Source organism: Streptomyces sp. NPDC001594, assembly GCF_042893675.1.
GTDB lineage: Bacteria > Actinomycetota > Actinomycetes > Streptomycetales > Streptomycetaceae > Streptomyces.
Map to the genome: position 1 here is coordinate 87,728 of NZ_JBIAVB010000020.1, position 15,393 is coordinate 103,120.

General features: G+C 73.7%; 14 protein-coding genes. 10 read left to right on the forward strand and 4 right to left on the reverse strand.

Annotated features, from left to right (window positions below; all coding sequences use genetic code 11):
* Positions 1-26 precede the first annotated feature (26 nt).
* The 3 genes from ACFY0O_RS32195 (at position 27) to mug (ending at position 2,850) form a co-directional block, all read left to right on the forward strand.
* A complete protein-coding gene (locus tag ACFY0O_RS32195; protein WP_388953274.1) occupies positions 27-809 on the forward strand; it encodes an SGNH/GDSL hydrolase family protein in 783 nt (260 codons plus the stop codon).
* A gap of 71 nt (positions 810-880) precedes the next feature.
* The gene (gene purB, locus ACFY0O_RS32200; protein ID WP_388953276.1) at positions 881-2,314 is read left to right on the forward strand and encodes an adenylosuccinate lyase; all 1,434 of its coding nucleotides are present in this window, start codon (positions 881-883) and stop codon (positions 2,312-2,314) included.
* Complete coding sequence (gene mug, locus ACFY0O_RS32205; protein ID WP_388953420.1) at positions 2,311-2,850, forward strand: G/U mismatch-specific DNA glycosylase; 540 nt, start codon at positions 2,311-2,313, stop codon at positions 2,848-2,850. Before purB ends, mug begins: the two co-directional genes overlap by 4 nt.
* Here mug and ACFY0O_RS32210 read toward each other — a convergent pair.
* From ACFY0O_RS32210 to ACFY0O_RS32220, 3 genes are read right to left on the reverse strand one after another with little or no spacing between them, the layout of a single operon-like run.
* Positions 2,847-3,284 carry a hypothetical protein gene (locus ACFY0O_RS32210; protein ID WP_388953278.1) on the reverse strand — a complete coding sequence of 146 codons (438 nt, stop codon included), beginning with the start codon at positions 3,282-3,284 and terminating at the stop codon, positions 2,847-2,849. The genes mug and ACFY0O_RS32210 overlap by 4 nt on opposite strands.
* 53 nt (positions 3,285-3,337) lie before the next feature.
* Complete coding sequence (locus ACFY0O_RS32215) at positions 3,338-4,087, reverse strand: ABC transporter permease (RefSeq protein ID WP_388953423.1); 750 nt, start codon at positions 4,085-4,087, stop codon at positions 3,338-3,340.
* A gap of 23 nt (positions 4,088-4,110) precedes the next feature.
* Positions 4,111-5,025, reverse strand: a complete 915-nt coding sequence (locus tag ACFY0O_RS32220; RefSeq protein ID WP_388953281.1) for an ATP-binding cassette domain-containing protein — start codon at positions 5,023-5,025, stop codon at positions 4,111-4,113.
* 108 nt (positions 5,026-5,133) lie between these two features.
* Here ACFY0O_RS32220 and ACFY0O_RS32225 point away from each other — a divergent pair, with 108 nt between their 5' ends.
* The 3 genes from ACFY0O_RS32225 to ACFY0O_RS32235 all read left to right on the forward strand — a co-directional run bounded on the left by ACFY0O_RS32225 (position 5,134) and on the right by ACFY0O_RS32235 (position 8,192).
* Entirely contained in the window at positions 5,134-6,309 is a 1,176-nt protein-coding gene (locus ACFY0O_RS32225) for a sensor histidine kinase (RefSeq protein WP_388953283.1), read from the forward strand.
* 4 nt (positions 6,310-6,313) lie between these two features.
* Positions 6,314-6,964, forward strand: coding sequence for a response regulator (locus ACFY0O_RS32230; RefSeq protein ID WP_388953285.1), 651 nt, complete (start codon positions 6,314-6,316; stop codon positions 6,962-6,964).
* A gap of 76 nt (positions 6,965-7,040) precedes the next feature.
* Entirely contained in the window at positions 7,041-8,192 is a 1,152-nt protein-coding gene (locus ACFY0O_RS32235) for an ROK family transcriptional regulator (RefSeq protein WP_388953287.1), read from the forward strand.
* Between the two features lie 160 nt (positions 8,193-8,352).
* On the opposite strand, the gene ACFY0O_RS32240 is transcribed toward ACFY0O_RS32235, so the two are convergent.
* Entirely contained in the window at positions 8,353-9,105 is a 753-nt protein-coding gene (locus ACFY0O_RS32240; protein WP_358897893.1) for a GntR family transcriptional regulator, read from the reverse strand.
* Positions 9,106-9,422: 317 nt separating this feature from the next.
* Between ACFY0O_RS32240 and ACFY0O_RS32245 the strand changes: the two genes are divergently transcribed.
* The 4 genes from ACFY0O_RS32245 to ACFY0O_RS32260 all read left to right on the forward strand — a co-directional run bounded on the left by ACFY0O_RS32245 (position 9,423) and on the right by ACFY0O_RS32260 (position 15,388).
* Complete coding sequence (locus tag ACFY0O_RS32245) at positions 9,423-10,304, forward strand: alpha/beta fold hydrolase (RefSeq protein ID WP_388953289.1); 882 nt, start codon at positions 9,423-9,425, stop codon at positions 10,302-10,304.
* A 131-nt stretch (positions 10,305-10,435) separates the two neighbouring features.
* Positions 10,436-12,034, forward strand: coding sequence for an alkaline phosphatase D family protein (locus ACFY0O_RS32250; RefSeq protein WP_388953291.1), 1,599 nt, complete (start codon positions 10,436-10,438; stop codon positions 12,032-12,034).
* Positions 12,035-12,215: 181 nt separating this feature from the next.
* Positions 12,216-13,643 carry a GNAT family N-acetyltransferase gene (locus tag ACFY0O_RS32255; protein WP_388953293.1) on the forward strand — a complete coding sequence of 476 codons (1,428 nt, stop codon included), beginning with the start codon at positions 12,216-12,218 and terminating at the stop codon, positions 13,641-13,643.
* Positions 13,644-13,678: 35 nt separating this feature from the next.
* Positions 13,679-15,388, forward strand: coding sequence for a DUF885 domain-containing protein (locus ACFY0O_RS32260; protein ID WP_388953295.1), 1,710 nt, complete (start codon positions 13,679-13,681; stop codon positions 15,386-15,388).
* The last annotated feature ends 5 nt before the right edge of the window (positions 15,389-15,393 follow it).

A 15,393-nucleotide genomic window follows, 5' to 3' on the forward strand; every position in this document is an offset into this window, starting at 1 on the left:
GTACCGCGCGGTAGCATCGCAGCGCCATGGGGATGAATGCGTCTTACACCAGTTTCGTCGCGGTCGGCGACTCCTTCACCGAGGGCATGTCCGACCTGCTCCCGGACGGCTCCTACCGGGGCTGGGCCGACCTCCTCGCCGCCCGGCTGGCGGCCCGCGAGCCCGGCTTCCGCTACGCCAACCTCGCGGTGCGCGGGAAGCTGATCGGGCAGATCGCCGAGGACCAGGCGCCCGCCGCCGCGGCGATGGGGGCGGACGTGGTCACCCTGGTCGGGGGCCTCAACGACGCCCTGCGGCCGAAGGTGGACATGGGACGGGTCCGGGGCCATCTTGAGGCCGCGGTGGAGCTGCTGGCCCCCTCCTGCGGGCGTCTGGTCCTGATGCGCTCGCCGGGCCGGCACGGTCCGGTGATGGAGCGCTTCCGGCCGCGCATGGAGGAGCTCTTCGAAATCCTCGAAGAGCTGGCCGCACGCCACGGGGCGCTGCTGGTGGACCTGTACGGGGCGCCGGTGCTCGGCGACCCGCGCCTGTGGGACGCCGACCGGCTGCACCTGACGGCCGAGGGGCACCGCCGGGTTGCGGAGGCCGTCTGGCAGGCCCTGGGGCTGCCCGCCGAGGAGGACTGGACGGCGGCCCTGGCGCCCGCCTCCGCCCCGGGCTGGGGCGTGCGGCGCACCGAGGACCTGCGCTTCGCGAAGCGGCACCTGCTGCCCTGGATCGGCCGGCGGCTGACGGGCCGCTCCTCGGGCGACGGCCGCCCCGCCAAGCGCCCGGAGCTTCTGCCCTACGGAACCCTGCCGCCCTTGTAGCAACCCACAATTGCGAGCCCGGCCCCCACCTGCGCAAACGCACAGCTCAAGCCCCAGTAGAATCCCTACACGTGACAGCCAAGCCCCGCATCCCCAATGTCCTGGCCGGCCGCTACGCCTCCGCGGAGCTCGCCGTCCTGTGGTCCCCCGAGTACAAGGTGACGCTGGAGCGGCGGCTGTGGCTCGCCGTCCTGCGCGCCCAGAAGGACCTCGGCATCGAGGTCCCGGACGCTGCCCTCGCCGACTACGAGCGCGTCCTGGAGACCGTCGACCTCGCCTCCATCGCCGAGCGCGAGAAGGTCACCCGCCACGACGTGAAGGCCCGCATCGAGGAGTTCAACGCCCTCGCCGGCCACGAGCACGTCCACAAGGGCATGACCTCCCGCGACCTCACCGAAAACGTCGAGCAGCTGCAGATCCGGCTCTCGCTGGAGCTCGCCCGCGACCGCACCGTTGCCGTCCTCGCCCGCCTGGGCAAGCTCGCCGGCGAGCACGCCGAGCTGGTCATGGCCGGCCGCTCCCACAACGTCGCCGCGCAGGCCACCACCCTGGGCAAGCGCTTCGCGACCGCCGCCGACGAGCTGCTGGTCGCCTACGACCGGCTGGAGGACCTGCTCGAGCGCTACCCGCTGCGCGGGATCAAGGGCCCGGTCGGCACCGCCCAGGACATGCTCGACCTGCTCGGCGGGGACGCCGCCAAGCTGGCCGACCTGGAGCAGCGCATCGCCACCCACCTCGGCTTCTCCCAGGCCTTCACCTCGGTCGGCCAGGTCTACCCCCGTTCCCTCGACTACGACGTGGTCACCGCCCTGGTGCAGCTGGCCGCCGCCCCGTCGTCGATCGCCAAGACCATCCGCCTGATGGCCGGCCACGAGCTGGTGACCGAGGGCTTCAAGCCCGGCCAGGTCGGCTCCTCGGCGATGCCGCACAAGATGAACACCCGCTCCTGCGAGCGCGTGAACGGCCTGATGGTCATCCTGCGCGGCTACGCCTCGATGACGGGCGAGCTGGCCGGCGACCAGTGGAACGAGGGCGACGTCTCCTGCTCCGTGGTCCGCCGGGTGGCCCTGCCGGACGCCTTCTTCGCCTTCGACGGCCTGCTGGAGACCTTCCTGACGGTCCTCGACGAGTTCGGCGCCTTCCCCGCCGTCGTGGCCCGCGAGCTGGACCGCTACCTGCCGTTCCTCGCGACCACCAAGGTCCTGATGGGCGCGGTGCGGGCCGGTGTGGGCCGCGAGGCCGCGCACGAGGTCATCAAGGAGCACGCCGTCGCCTCCGCCCTGGCCATGCGCGAGCAGGGCGCCGAGCGCAACGAGCTCCTCGACAAGCTCGCGGCCGACGACCGGATGCCGCTGGACCGCGCGCAGCTGGACGCCCTGATGGCCGACAAGCTGTCCTTCACCGGCGCGGCCGGCGACCAGGTAGCGAGCGTGGTCTCCCGCATCGAGGCCATCGCCAAGGAGCACCCGGAAGCCGCCGGTTACGCCCCCGGGTCGATCCTCTGACCCCCGACGAGCTCGAAGCCGCCCGCGACCGCGTCCTCCCGGACGTGGTCGCGGGCGGTCTGCGTGTGCTGTTCTGCGGTATCAATCCGGGCCTCCTCTCCGCCGCGACGGGCCACCACTTCGCCCGCCCCGGCAACCGGTTCTGGCCGGTCCTGCACCTGTCCGGCTTCACCCCCCGCCTCCTGGCCCCGTCCGAGCAGGAGGAACTGCTCACCTACCGCCTGGGCATCACCAACGTCGTCGCCCGGGCCACCGCCCGCGCCGACGAGCTGAGTGCCGAGGAGTTCCGCGAGGGCGGCCGGCTCCTGACGGCCAAGGTGGAACGGCTGCGCCCCCAGTGGCTGGCCGTGGTCGGCATCACCGCCTACCGCACCGCCTTCCACGAGCCGAAGGCCGTCGTCGGCCCCCAGGAGCGGACCATCGGCACCACCCGGATCTGGGCCCTGCCCAACCCGAGCGGTCTCAACGCCCACTGGACCGCCGCCTCCATGGCCGAGGAGTTCGCCCGCCTCCGCGAGGCCGCGGACGGCCCCTAGGGCGGGTCGGTCACGGTGCTCGCCGCGGTCAGCAGGTAGGGGAACTCCTTGTCCCACTGCGCGACGTACACGACCAGCCACCGTTCCTCGACCCGCCACAGGTGCACATGGCCCGTGGTGTTGCAGACCTCGCTCCAGGGCTCCGGTATCTCCTCGCCGGCGAACTCCCGGTCCAGCAGGGAGTCCACGGCGAAGACCTGCGGCTCGCCCCACCGGTCGGTCAGGGCCTGGACCAGCGCCCCGTACTCGGCGTCGATCTGGTCGGCGGCCTCCTCCCGGCCGGACCCGTCGTCGTCCCAGAACTCCCGGGTCCGGCTGAGCGTGACCAGGAGGTGCCCCGGGCCGCCGCCCTGCCCCGGGCCTCCCTCCGGCGCGGTCGGGAAGGCCGTGGCCCGGAGCCGGTCGATCGTGTCGAGGTGCTCTGCCGTGGTCATGCCGTCAGTATCGCGGGGACCACTGACAACTGGCCCTGCGTCAGGCCGTCCTCTCAGGCGTCCCGGCGCCGCACCGCCAGCCATCCGCCGACCAGGGCGGCGAGGGCCCACAGCGCCATCACCCCGAGGCCGCTCCAGGGGCCGAGCGACCCCTCGGCCTGGGCCCGCATCACCATCTGCCCGGCCCGGTCCGGCATGAACTGCCCGGCCCCCTCCACGACCTGGCCCACCACGAAGGGCACGATCAGCAGGAAGGGTATGAGCAGGCCCATCACCAGTGTGCCGCTGCGCACCAGGGCGGCCAGTCCGGCGGAGAACAGGGCGATCAGCATCAGGTAGATCCCGCTGCCGAAGACGGCCCGCAGCGCCCCGGGGTCTCCCAGGGCGAGGGCGTACCGCCCCATGAAGGCCTGGCCGGCGACGAACGTGACGAGCCCGGTGAGCTGGCCGACGAGGAAGGAGAGCACCGCCACCACGGCGGTCTTGGACAGGTACAGCCGGGTCCGGTTGGGTACGGCCGTCAGGGAGACGCGCAGGGCCCCGCCCCGGAATTCGGCGGCGAAGGCGGTGGCGCCGAACGCGACGGCCGCCGCCTGGCCGAGGTTGATGCCGAAGAAGGCTCCGGACAGGCGGTCCTCGCCGAGGGCGCCCGGCTCCGAGGTGCCTATGGCGGCGGCGGTGAGGACCGTGACACCGGCGGTGGCGGCGAAGACGGCGAGGAGTGCGCCGAGGACGGCCCGGGCGGACCGTATCTTGATCCACTCCGATCTCAGGACGGGGACGGTGGGCAGGGCGGCGGTGATCACGGCTGTGACTCCCTTCGGTTTCAGGCGGTTGCTGCGGAGAACGGAGCGTGGGCGGCGGTGAGTTCGAGGTAGGCCTGCTCCAGGGAGGCCCGCTCGTCGGAGAGTTCCAGCAGCGGTATTCCTTCCACGGCGGCGAGGGCGCCGAGCCCCTCGGCCCGGATGCCGTCGACGCTCCAGCGGCCCTCCCCCGCGTCGGTCATCGTCAGCCCGGAGCGCGCCAGAGCCGCTTGCAGCCGGGCCGGATCAGTCGTCCTCAGCCGCACCCTGGGCGTGCTGCGGGCGTCGATGAAGGCGCCGAGCGGGGTGTCGGCGAGCAGCCTGCCCTGCCCCAGGACGACGAGGTGGTCCACGAAGGAGGCGGACTCGGCCATCAGATGACTGGAGACGAACACCGTGCGCCCCTCGGCGGCGAGGGCGCGCATGAGTTCACGGATCCAGATGATCCCCTCCGGGTCGAGGCCGTTGGTCGGCTCGTCCAGCAGCAGGACCGCCGGGTCGCCCAGCAGCGCGGCGGCTATGCCCAGGCGCTGGCGCATACCCAGTGAGAAGGTGCCGACGCGGCGCCGGGCGACGGCCGCGATGCCGGTCTGCTCCAGGACCGCGTCCACCCGGGCGGGCGGGATGCCGTTGCTGACGGCGAGCGCCAGCAGGTGGTCGCGGGCCCTTCGCCCGCCGTGGGCGGCCTGGGGGTCGAGCAGGGCGCCCACCTGGCGGAGGGGCCGGTCGAGGGCGGTGAACCGGCTGCCGCCGATGGTGGCGCTGCCGGCGGTGGGCCGGTCCAGGCCCAGGATCATGCGCATGGTGGTGGACTTGCCGGCTCCGTTGGGCCCCAGGAAGCCGGTGACCTTTCCCGGCAGGACGTCGAAGGTGAGGTGGTCCACGACCCGTCGGGTGCCGTGGTCCTTGGTCAGTTCGCGGATCTCGATGCGGTTCATGGCTCCAGATTCACCGCCCGGCCACCCCTCGCTCCTCCCCCGTGCGAGGGTGCCGTCTCCCCCACGTGGGGGAGACGCTGCCGGTGGGCCCCCTGACACGATGAAGGCATGGACCGACTACTCCGCGCACCGCTGCGGCCGGTGACGTACTCGCGCTGGCTGCACCTGTGCGTCCCGCTGCTGCTGCTCGCCCTGTGGATGTTCATCAATCCGCGCTGGCCGTGGATGCCCCTGCTGATCGTCATACCGTTCGGCTTCGTGCCGTGGGTGCGGCTGGCCGAGGGGCTCCAGGCGCAGTTCCTGCTGACCCCCGAGGAGCGGGAGGCCGGGGAGGGCGGCATCAGCACCGCCGTTTCGGCGCGTTGGGCGGACCGGTGGCGGACCGTGCTGTGGCTGGAGATACGGCTGGTGCTGTCAGGGGCGGCGATGTTCGCCACCGTGAGCCTGCCGTTGGTGACCGTCGAGCTGATCTCTCTCGCCCTCGGGCGTCCGCTGAACGCCGACCCGATGGTGCCGGTCGTTCCGCCGCCCTGGGCGGCGGCCCTGCTGGCGCCGGTGCCGCTGGTGGTGCTGATCGTGGTCGTCGTGCTGCTGGGTGAGCTGATCACGGCGATCGCCCACCGGCTGCTGGGCCCCTCGGCCGCCGAGCGGCTCAGTGCGCTGGAGGCGCGTACGGAACAACTGTTGGAGCGGACCCGGATCGCGCGGGAGCTGCACGACTCCATCGGCCACGCGCTGACGGTGGCGGTGGTGCAGGCGGGAGCCGCGCGGGCCGCCGGTGACCCGGAGTTCACCGACCGCGCGCTGAGCGCGATCGAGGAGACGGGCCGGGCCGCGCTGGAGGACCTGGAGCGGGTGCTGCTGGTGCTGCGGGAGTCGGCGCTGCCGGCCTCGCAGCGGCCGACCCTGGCCGAGGCGGACCGGCTGCTGGAGTCGGCGCGCGCCTCGGGCGCTCCGGTGGAGGCCGAACTGTCGGGTGCGCTGGAGGAGTTGCCCGGTCCCGTCACCCGGGAGGGGTACCGGATCCTGCAGGAGGCGCTCACGAACGTGCTGCGGCACTGCGGTCCCGTGCCGGTCCGGGTGCGGGTCGAGATGGCCGAGGGCCGGCTGGAGCTGGAGGTGACGAACCCGCTGCCGGAGCGCCCCTCCGTCAGCATGGGCGGGGGGAGCGGGCTGCGCGGGATGCGGGAGCGGGCGTCGCTGCTCGGCGGCGAGGCGGAAACCGGCCCCCACGAGGGGCGCTGGCGGGTGCGCGCGAGGCTTCCGCTGGAGCGAATACGCTGACCGGATGCCGGTTACCGTACTGCTCGTCGACGACGAACCCCTGGTGCGCGCGGGTCTGCGCGCGGTCCTGGACTCCCAGCCCGACATCGAGGTGGTGGGCGAGGCGGCGGACGGGGCGTCCGTCATCCCGCTCGTGCGCCAACTGCGCCCGGACGTGGTGGCGATGGACGTGCGGATGCCGCTGCTCGACGGGATCGAGGCGACGCGGGCGGTCCTGCGGTCGGTGGACTCACCGCCGAAGATCATCGTGGTGACGACCTTCGAGAACGACGAGTACGTCTACCAGGCGCTGCGCGCGGGGGCCGACGGGTTCCTGCTGAAGCGGGCCCGGCCGGCGGAGATCGTGCACGCGGTGCGGCTGGTGGCGGAGGGGGAGACCCTGCTGTTCCCGGCGGCCGTGCGGTCCCTCGCCGCCGAGTACGGCAACCGTCAGGCCCGCGCCGTCCTGAAGCGGGCCGCGCTGACCGAGCGGGAGGAGGCGGTCCTGCGGCTGATGGCCCGCGGGCTGACCAATGTGGAGATCGCCCGCGAGCTGATCGTCGGCACGGAGACGGTCAAGTCGCACGTCAGCGCCATCCTGGGAAAGCTGGGGGCGCGTGACCGCACCCAGGCTGTGATCACCGCGTACGAGTCCGGGTTCGTCTCGCCGGCGTGAGGGGGCCGCTTCTCGCCGTGACGCCGCAGGCGCAGTACGATCCGGCTGACAGGGCCGCTAGCTGGGAGGACACACGTTGGGGCAGCTGACCGGCGGGGATCCCTCTCTGCTCAGGCGGATCAATTCGGCCGTGGTGCTGCGTGCGCTGCGCGCCGCCGAATCGCCGACGCTCACCGACCTCACCCGGGTGACCGGGCTCTCCCGGCCGACGGTCGAGGGGGTGGTGGAGGGCCTGATGGGCGCCGGTCTGGTGGTCGAGGCCGACGCGGAGGAAGGCGCGCGACGGCAGGGGCGCCCGGCGAGACGGTTCCGCTTCAGGGCCGAGGCCGGCCACCTGCTGGGCATCGAGATCGGCTCGCACCGGGTCGCGGTACTGCTGTCCGGCCTCGACGGCCGGGTGATCGGGGCCGGGACGAAGGACGTGGCCGAGACCGCTTCGGCCGACGAGCGGCTGGAGCGCGTCCGGGTGGCGGTGGCCGATCTGCTGCGCCGGGCCGGTATTCCACGCGACTCCCTGCGGGCGGTGGGGGTCGGCAGTCCGGGCATCGTGGAGGCCGACGGCACGGTCCGCCTCGGGACGGCCCTGCCCGGCTGGACCGGGCTGCCCCTCGGGGAGCGGCTGCGGCGCTCGTTCCGCTGTCCGGTCCGGGTGGAGAACGACGCCAACGCGGCGGCCGTCGCCGAACACTGGAAGGGCGCGGCCCGGGACTCCGACGACATGGTGTTCGTGATGGCCGGGCTCAGCCCGGGCGCGGGCTCCCTGATCGGCGGCCGGCTGCACCGCGGCTTCGGCGGTGCGGCGGGCGAGATCGGCGCACTGCACCTGCTGGGTCGCGAAGCCACACCGGAGCGGCTGCTGTCGACGACGGGCGAACCGCTGCACCCGCTGGACGAGCCGGCGGTCGCCGAGGTCTTCGCGATGGCCAAGCGGGGCGACGAGCGGGCGGTGGCCGCGGTGGAACGGTTCCTCCAGCGGCTGGTGCACGATGTGGCGGCGCTGGTGCTGGCGATGGACCCCGAGCTGGTGGTGGTCGGCGGATGGGCCGCCGGACTGGACGGGGTGCTCGAACCGTTGCGGCGGGAGCTGGAGCGGTACTGCCTGCGGCCGCCGCGGGTGGCGTTGTCGATGCTGGGTGAGGCCGCTGTGGCCACGGGGGCGTTGCGGCTCGCGCTGGACCATGTGGAGCGGGAGCTGTTCGCGGTGGAGCGGACCGTCACCGCCAGGTGACTCCGTCGGGCGGGCGGGCGGATGGCGGGCGGATGGCGGTGCCGCCCGGTGGGCGTGTGCCGCCGCGCGGAGCCTTCTCCCCGCCCCGCCCTTCCGGAGGTGCCCCTGCCCCCGGCGACTCATACGCCGGCGGGGCTGGGGCGGGCGGGTTGGGGTGCGGTCAGGACGCCGCGCGGGTTTCCGTGATTTCCATGCCCGAGTCGCCGAAGGTGAGGCGGCACGTGTCGGCGCGGTAGGTGGCCACCGAGACGGCGGCCGTGCCCTCCGCCGTGAAGTAGCGGGTGGTGACGACGAGGACCGGGGCGCCCGGCAGCCGGTCCAGTTCCTTGGCGTCGTCGGCGCGGGCGGAGCCCAGCTCCACCGAGCGGTCCTGCCCGTCCAGCGCGAGCCGCTGGAGTTCCCGCAGGACGGCGCGCGCCCGCGCGGGTCCGGCCGGGGCGTCGATGGCGGAGAGCCCGGGCACGGAGGCGGCGGGCACGTACAGCAGTTCGGCCGCGACGGCCTGGCCCTGGGTCACGCGGGTGCGGCGCACCGTGTGGACGGCCGCGCCCTCGTCGGTGCCCAGCAGCGCGAGGACCGCGCCGGCCGGAACGGCCTCGACGGCGTCGACGGCCTCCCAGCCGTCCACGTCCTCGCCGGGCCAGCCCTGGCCCGTGCTGCCGACGGCCACGCCCACGCGCGGCGGGGCGACGGTCGTGCCGACACCGCGGCGGCGCTGCAGGCGGCCTTCGAGTTCGAGCTGCTCCAGGGCCTGCCGCAGGGTGGCGCGGGCGACTCCGAACCGTGCGGCCAGCTCACGCTCGTTGGGCAGGACCTCGCCGACCGCGAAGTCCCGGTCCAGCGCTTCGCTGAGCACGGTCTTGAGGTGCCAGTACTTCGGCTCCGGTACCGATTCGAGCTGCGTGGTCCCCACCCTGACTCCTCCTGCGTTCGCCGCCGTCGCCGTGTCCGGCGGCGGTTCCAGCGGCAGTTCCGCGCCGCAGTTCCGCGCCTTTGTTTATTAAAGGTTCCTGCACTATCCCTGCGACGATAGGACGGCGCACCCCCTTGGTCAAGACCAATCCTGGCCAGTCTGCCGGGCAGATCGGGCATATGTAGCAAGACGTTCACGGGATGTTCGTGGCCCCCGCACGTTTTCCGAAGCGCCCACGGCGACCGCTACCCGACGGTAATGATGGGGCGGTCATCTCCGACGGCCCGTCCCCGCACGCCACCCCGACGAGGAGCAGCATGACCGCCACCGTCTCCTTCCCCATCGGTTCGCCGCTGGGCCCCCGCACCGCCGCCGTCACGTACGAGCGCGAGGGCACGGGCGAGCCCCTCCTGCTCCTGCACGGCATCGGACACCACCTGCAGGCCTGGCACCCGGTTTCGGGGATCCTGTCGGCCGAGTTCGACGTCATCGCCGTCGACCTGCCCGGCTTCGGCGCCTCCGAGCCCCTGCCACCGGGCGTCCCCTACGACCTCGCCACCGTCGCCACGGCGCTCGGCGCGCTCTGTGCTGCGCTCGGCGTCGAGCGGCCGCACGTCGCGGGGAACTCCCTGGGCGGGCTGCTCGCCCTGGAGATGGGGCGCCTCGGTCTCGCCCGTTCCGTCACCGCCCTCTCCCCCGCCGGCTTCTGGTCTGACGCCGAGCGGCTCTACGCCTTCTCCGCCCTGCACGCGATGCGCGCCGGCGCCCGGTCCCTACCCCCCGCCGTCCTGGATCGGCTCGCCCGGAGCGCCCCCGGCCGCGCCGCGCTCACCGGCAGCATCTACGCCCGCCCGGGCCGGCGCGCCCCGGAGGCCGTGGTCGCCGAGACGCTGGCCCTGCGGGGAGCCACCGGCTTCGGGCCGACGCTGGCGGCGGGCGGCCCGGTCCGCTTCAGCCATGACCTGCCCGGTATGCCCGTGACGATCGCCTGGGGCTCCCGCGACCGGCTGCTGTTCCCCCGCCAGGGACCGCGCGCCAAGCGGACGATCCCCGGGGCCCGGCTGGTACGGCTGCCCGGCTGCGGGCACGTCCCGATGAACGACGACCCGGCCCTGGTCGCCCGGGTCATCGGCGACACGGCGCACGCCGGCACGGAGCACGGCACCGCCTCCGGCGACGGCGCCCGCATCGGGGCCTGACCGCGGAACCGGGCCCGGTCATGATCGGCTGACGGGTGTTCACCCACGGTTCGTGTGGGCGACTCGGCCGGTCTGGTGTGCGACGGCACACTGGTCCGGCCATCCCCCCAGCCGTCCCTGGAGACGCACCCATGGCCTCGATGCCGCACACCCGACGGTCCCTGCTCGGCGGGTCGCTCGCCGTCCCGGTGGGCCTGGCCCTGTCCACGGCGCTCGCCGCGCCCGCGCTGGCCGCCCCGACCCGGGTCCCCGCCTTCACCCGCTCCGGCCGCCCGGCCGCCCTCTGGGGCGTCCAGTCCGGGGAGATCACCGCGCACTCGGCCACGGTGTGGACGCGGTCCGACCGGCCGGCGCGGATGTACGTCGAGACCTCCCCGAGCGAGTCGTTCCGTTACGGGGTCCGCCGCCACGGCGGCCCCTTCCTCGGCCCGGCCACCGACTTCACGGGCACCACCACCCTGCGCGACCTCCCTCCCGGCCGGCAGCTCCACTACCGCGTCGTGCTCACCGACCCGGACGACCCCCGCCGCTGCAGCGAGCCGGTGCGCGGCAGCTTCCGCACCACACCCGTCTCCCGCCGCCAGAACGTGCGCTTCCTGTGGTCGGGGGACCTGGCGGGCCAGGGCTGGGGCATCAACCCGGAGCTGGGCGGATACCGCGTATTCGACGAGATGCGGCTGCGCGACCCCGACTTCTTCCTCTTCAGCGGCGACACCATCTACGCCGACGGACCGCTCAAGGCGGCGGTACCCCTGCCCGACGGCCGCGTCTGGCACAACGTCACCACCGAGGAGAAGGCCAAGGTCGCCGAGACCCTCGCCGAATACCGCGGGAACTTCCGCTACAACCTGCTCGATCACAACCTGCGCGAGTTCTACGCCCAGGTCCCCGTCCTGGCCCAGTGGGACGACCACGAGGTGCGCAACAACTGGTACCCGGGCCAGCTGCTCGACGACCCGCGCTACACCGTCAAGGACGTCGACACCCTCGCGGCCCACGCCCGCCAGGCCTTCGGCGAGTACTTCCCCGTGACCGACCTGCGGGGCGGGCGCGCCGAGGGCCGGATGTACCGGGTGCTGCGGCACGGCCCGCTGCTGGACGTGTTCGTGCTCGACATGCGCACCTACCGCGACGCCAACTCCCCCGGCCGCCAGACCGACGACCCGGTCGGCATCCTCGGCACCGAGCAGCTGGCCTGGCTCAAGCGGGAGCTCTCGCGCTCGCGGGCGACCTGGAAGGTGATCGCCGCCGACATGCCGCTGGGCATCGTGGTGCCGGACGGGGCGACGGACTTCGAGGCCGTGGCGCAGGGCGACCCGGGGGCCCCGCTCGGGCGCGAGCTCCAGATCGCCGACCTCCTGCGCCACATCAAGCACCAGCACATCACGGGCACCCTCTGGCTCACCGCCGACGTCCACTACACCGCCGCCAACCACTACGCCCCCGAGCGCGCGGCGTTCTCCGACTTCGCCCCGTTCTGGGAGTTCGTCTCGGGGCCCATCGGCGCGGGTGGCTTCCCGGCCGGCAAACTGGACGCCACCTTCGGGCCCCGGACCGCGTACGCGCAGTCGGCGCCGGTCGCGAACATGTCCCCGGCGGAGAACCCCCCGTACTACGGCGAGGTCGAGATCGACGGGGGCAGCGGGGAACTCACCGTGCGGCTGCGCCGGCAGGGAGGCGGCGTACTCTTCACCCAGGTGCTCCAGCCGGGCCGCGTGGGCCAGTCGTGAGCACCGCGGGCCCCATCGGCCTCGCGGGCCTCGCCCCCGCACCCGCACCGCACCCGCACCCGCCCTGACCGCGAGCGGCCGCAATCGGCAAGAACCGGGAGAAACCGGCTAGATCGACACTTAACCAGTCGGTCACAGATCGTTCGCGATCACGCAACACCCGGGCGCCACAGTGGTGTGCATGACTGACCTTGCCCCTGACTCCCGCGCCCCGCGTCCCCACCGCCACCACTGGCGCCGGGACCTCGTCGAACTCGCCGCCCTCTTCTGCGCCGTCGCGGTCGCCGACGGCATCGCCAACCTCGTCGCGCACGGCCCGAGGGGCCCGTTCCTGCTCGTCGCCTCCGCCGTCGCGCTCCTGGTCACGGCGGGCTTCCACACCTGGTGGGCCCGCCGGCACAGCCATGCGCCGCCGCCCGGCGGCGCGCCGTCCTCCGGTCCGCCGGTGCCGGCCCCGCAGGAGGCCCCGCAGGAGGCCACCGACGCGCCGGCCACGGGCGGCGCCCTGTGGCGGATGCGGACGACCGTGCGCGACGAGCCCGGCAGCCTCGCCTCGCTGTGCACGGCCCTCGCCCGGGCCGGCGTGGACATCCTGACCCTGCAGACCCACCCCCTCCCCGAGGGCGGCACGGTCGACGAGTTCCTGCTGCGCGCCCCCCGGGAGCTGGCCTCCGCCGACCTGACCCGGGCCGTCGCGCGGGCCGGCGGCCGCAGCACCTGGATCGAACGCGCCGACGCCCACGACCTGGTGGACACCCCCACCCGGGTCCTGGGCCTGGCCACCCGCACCGCCCTGGACGCCGCCGAACTCCCCCTCGCCCTGCGCCAGCTGCTCGGCCGGTGCACCATCCAGTCGGTCCCCGCCACCACCCTCTCCGGCCGCCCCAACGCGGGCGGCGACGCCCCCGTGGAGGGCGTCCTGGAGGCCACGGTGATGCGGCTGCGCGACCCGTCGGGCGGCGCGATCACCGTGGAGCGCCCCTATCTGCCCTTCACCCCCACCGAGTTCGCCCGGGCCCGCGCCCTGGTCGAGCTCGACGCCCGCCTGGGCCCCCGCGTCCCGCGCAGCCGGGACGTGCTGACCCTCCCCGAGGGCAACGAGATCACCGTCCGCCGCGCCGACGGCGACGACCTCGCGGCCGCCCGGGCCATGCACGACCGGTGCAGCGAGCGCACCCTCGCCCTGCGCTACCACGGCCCCGTCGCCGACGCCGACCGCTACCTCGGCCACCTGCTCAGCCCCCGCTTCGGCCGGACCCTGGCCGCCACCACCGCCTCCGGCCGGCTCGTCGCCCTGGGCCACCTGCTGTGGGACGGGGACGAGACCGAGGTCGCCCTGCTCATCGAGGACGACTGGCAGCGCCGGGGCATCGGTTCGGAACTGCTGCGCCGGCTCCTCGCGCTGGCCGTCGAAGCCGGCTCCGACAGCGTGTACGCCGTCACCCAGGCCTCCAACACCGGCATGGTCGCAGCCATGCGCGGCCTCGGCCTGCCCCTCGACTACCAGATCGAGGAGGGCACCCTGGTGATCACGGCCCGGCTGGAGCGGGCCCGGCCCGCCAGGCGCCCGGAGTCCGTGCTCCGACAGGAGAACAAGCCCGTATGGTGATGACGGAGGGGGCCCCTCCGTACGAAGATGTCCGCATGTCAGAGACCCTCCACAGCGACAGCGCAGCCCTTCTGCCCCGCCAGGTCGCCGATGCCTACGTCGACGAACTCATCGCCATCAACCCGATCATCGGCACCTACCTCGGTGTCGCCGCCAGCTCCGGCAGCCTCCCGGACTTCTCGCCCGCCGGCCGGGCCGCCGCCGCCCGGCTGTCGCGCGACACCCTCGCGCGGCTCGACGAGGCCGAGCGGCTGCCCGGCGCCGACACCGACGCCGAGCGGCGCTGCGGCCGTCTGCTGCGCGAGCGCCTGAACGCCGAACTCGCCGTCCACGAGGCCGACGAGGACCTGCGCACCGTCAGCAACATCCACTCCCCGGCGCACGAGGTCCGCGAGGTCTTCACCCTCACCCCCGCCGACACCGAGGAGGACTGGGCCGCGATCGCCGAGCGGCTGCGCGCCGTCCCGGCCGCCTTCGACGGCTACCGCGAGAGCCTCGCCCTCGGCCTGGAGCGCGGGCTCCTCGGCGGCCCCCGGCCCACCGCCACCTTCATCGGCCAGCTCACCACCTGGGCCGGCCAGGACGGCGACGGCGAGCGGGACTTCTTCGGAGAGTTCGCCTCCGCCGGACCCGAGTCCCTGCGCGCCGAGCTGGACGCGGCGGCCGCCGTCGCGACCGCCGCCGTGATCGGGCTGCGGGACTGGATGCGCAACGTGTACGCCCCGGCCGTCGCGGACGCCCCGGACCCGGTGGGCCGCGAGCGCTACGCCCGCTGGTCGCGCTACTTCAACGGGACGGACCTGGACCTGGACGAGGCGTACGCCTACGGCTGGGCCGAGTACCACCGCCTGCTCGGGGAGATGAAGGCCGAGTCGGCCAAGATCCTCCCGGACGAGCCGAACCCGTGGAACGTGCTGCGCCACCTGGACGAGCACGGCACCCACATCGAGGGCGTGGACGAGGTCCAGGCCTGGCTGCAGGGCCTGATGGACGAGGCCATCGAGAACCTCGACGGCACCCACTTCGAGCTCGCCGAGCGGGTCAAGCGGGTCGAGTCCAAGATCGCCCCCTCGGGCGGCGCGGCGGCCCCGTACTACACCAACCCGTCCGAGGACTTCTCCCGCCCGGGCCGCACCTGGCTGCCCACCATGGGCCAGACCCGCTTCCCGGTGTACGACCTGGTCTCCACCTGGTACCACGAGGGCGTTCCGGGCCACCACCTCCAGCTGGCGCAGTGGACGCACGTGGCGGACCAGCTGTCGCGCTACCAGGCCACCGTCGGCTGGGTCAGCGCCAACTGCGAGGGCTGGGCGCTGTACGCGGAGCGCCTGATGGACGAGCTGGGCTACCTCAAGGACGCCGAGCAGCGCCTGGGTTACCTGGACTGCCAGATGATGCGCGCCGCCCGAGTGATCGTGGACATCGGCATGCACCTGGGCCTGGAGATCCCGGCGGACTCGCCGTTCCACCCGGGCGAGCGCTGGACGGTGGCCCTGGCGCAGGAGTTCTTCGGGATGCACAGCGGCCGGCCGGCGGACTTCATCGAGAGCGAGCTGACCCGCTACCTGTCGATGCCGGGGCAGGCCATCGGCTACAAGCTGGGCGAGCGCGCCTGGCTGCTGGGCCGGGACAACGCCCGTGCGGCGCGCGGGGAGTCCTTCGACCTGAAGGCCTGGCACATGGCGGCGCTGTCGCAGGGTTCGCTCGGCCTGGACGACCTGGTGGACGAGCTCTCGCGGCTCTGACCGCT

Coding starts and splice junctions, on each gene's coding strand:
- ACFY0O_RS32255 (WP_388953293.1), top strand. CDS start 12,216: ATGACTGACCTTGCCCCTGACTCCCGCGCCCCGCGTCCCCACCGCCAC.
- ACFY0O_RS32195 (WP_388953274.1), top strand. CDS start 27: ATGGGGATGAATGCGTCTTACACCAGTTTCGTCGCGGTCGGCGACTCC.
- ACFY0O_RS32250 (WP_388953291.1), top strand. CDS start 10,436: ATGGCCTCGATGCCGCACACCCGACGGTCCCTGCTCGGCGGGTCGCTC.
- ACFY0O_RS32225 (WP_388953283.1), top strand. CDS start 5,134: ATGGACCGACTACTCCGCGCACCGCTGCGGCCGGTGACGTACTCGCGC.
- ACFY0O_RS32260 (WP_388953295.1), top strand. CDS start 13,679: ATGTCAGAGACCCTCCACAGCGACAGCGCAGCCCTTCTGCCCCGCCAG.
- ACFY0O_RS32245 (WP_388953289.1), top strand. CDS start 9,423: ATGACCGCCACCGTCTCCTTCCCCATCGGTTCGCCGCTGGGCCCCCGC.
- ACFY0O_RS32230 (WP_388953285.1), top strand. CDS start 6,314: ATGCCGGTTACCGTACTGCTCGTCGACGACGAACCCCTGGTGCGCGCG.
- ACFY0O_RS32220 (WP_388953281.1), bottom strand. CDS start 5,025: ATGAACCGCATCGAGATCCGCGAACTGACCAAGGACCACGGCACCCGA.
- ACFY0O_RS32210 (WP_388953278.1), bottom strand. CDS start 3,284: ATGACCACGGCAGAGCACCTCGACACGATCGACCGGCTCCGGGCCACG.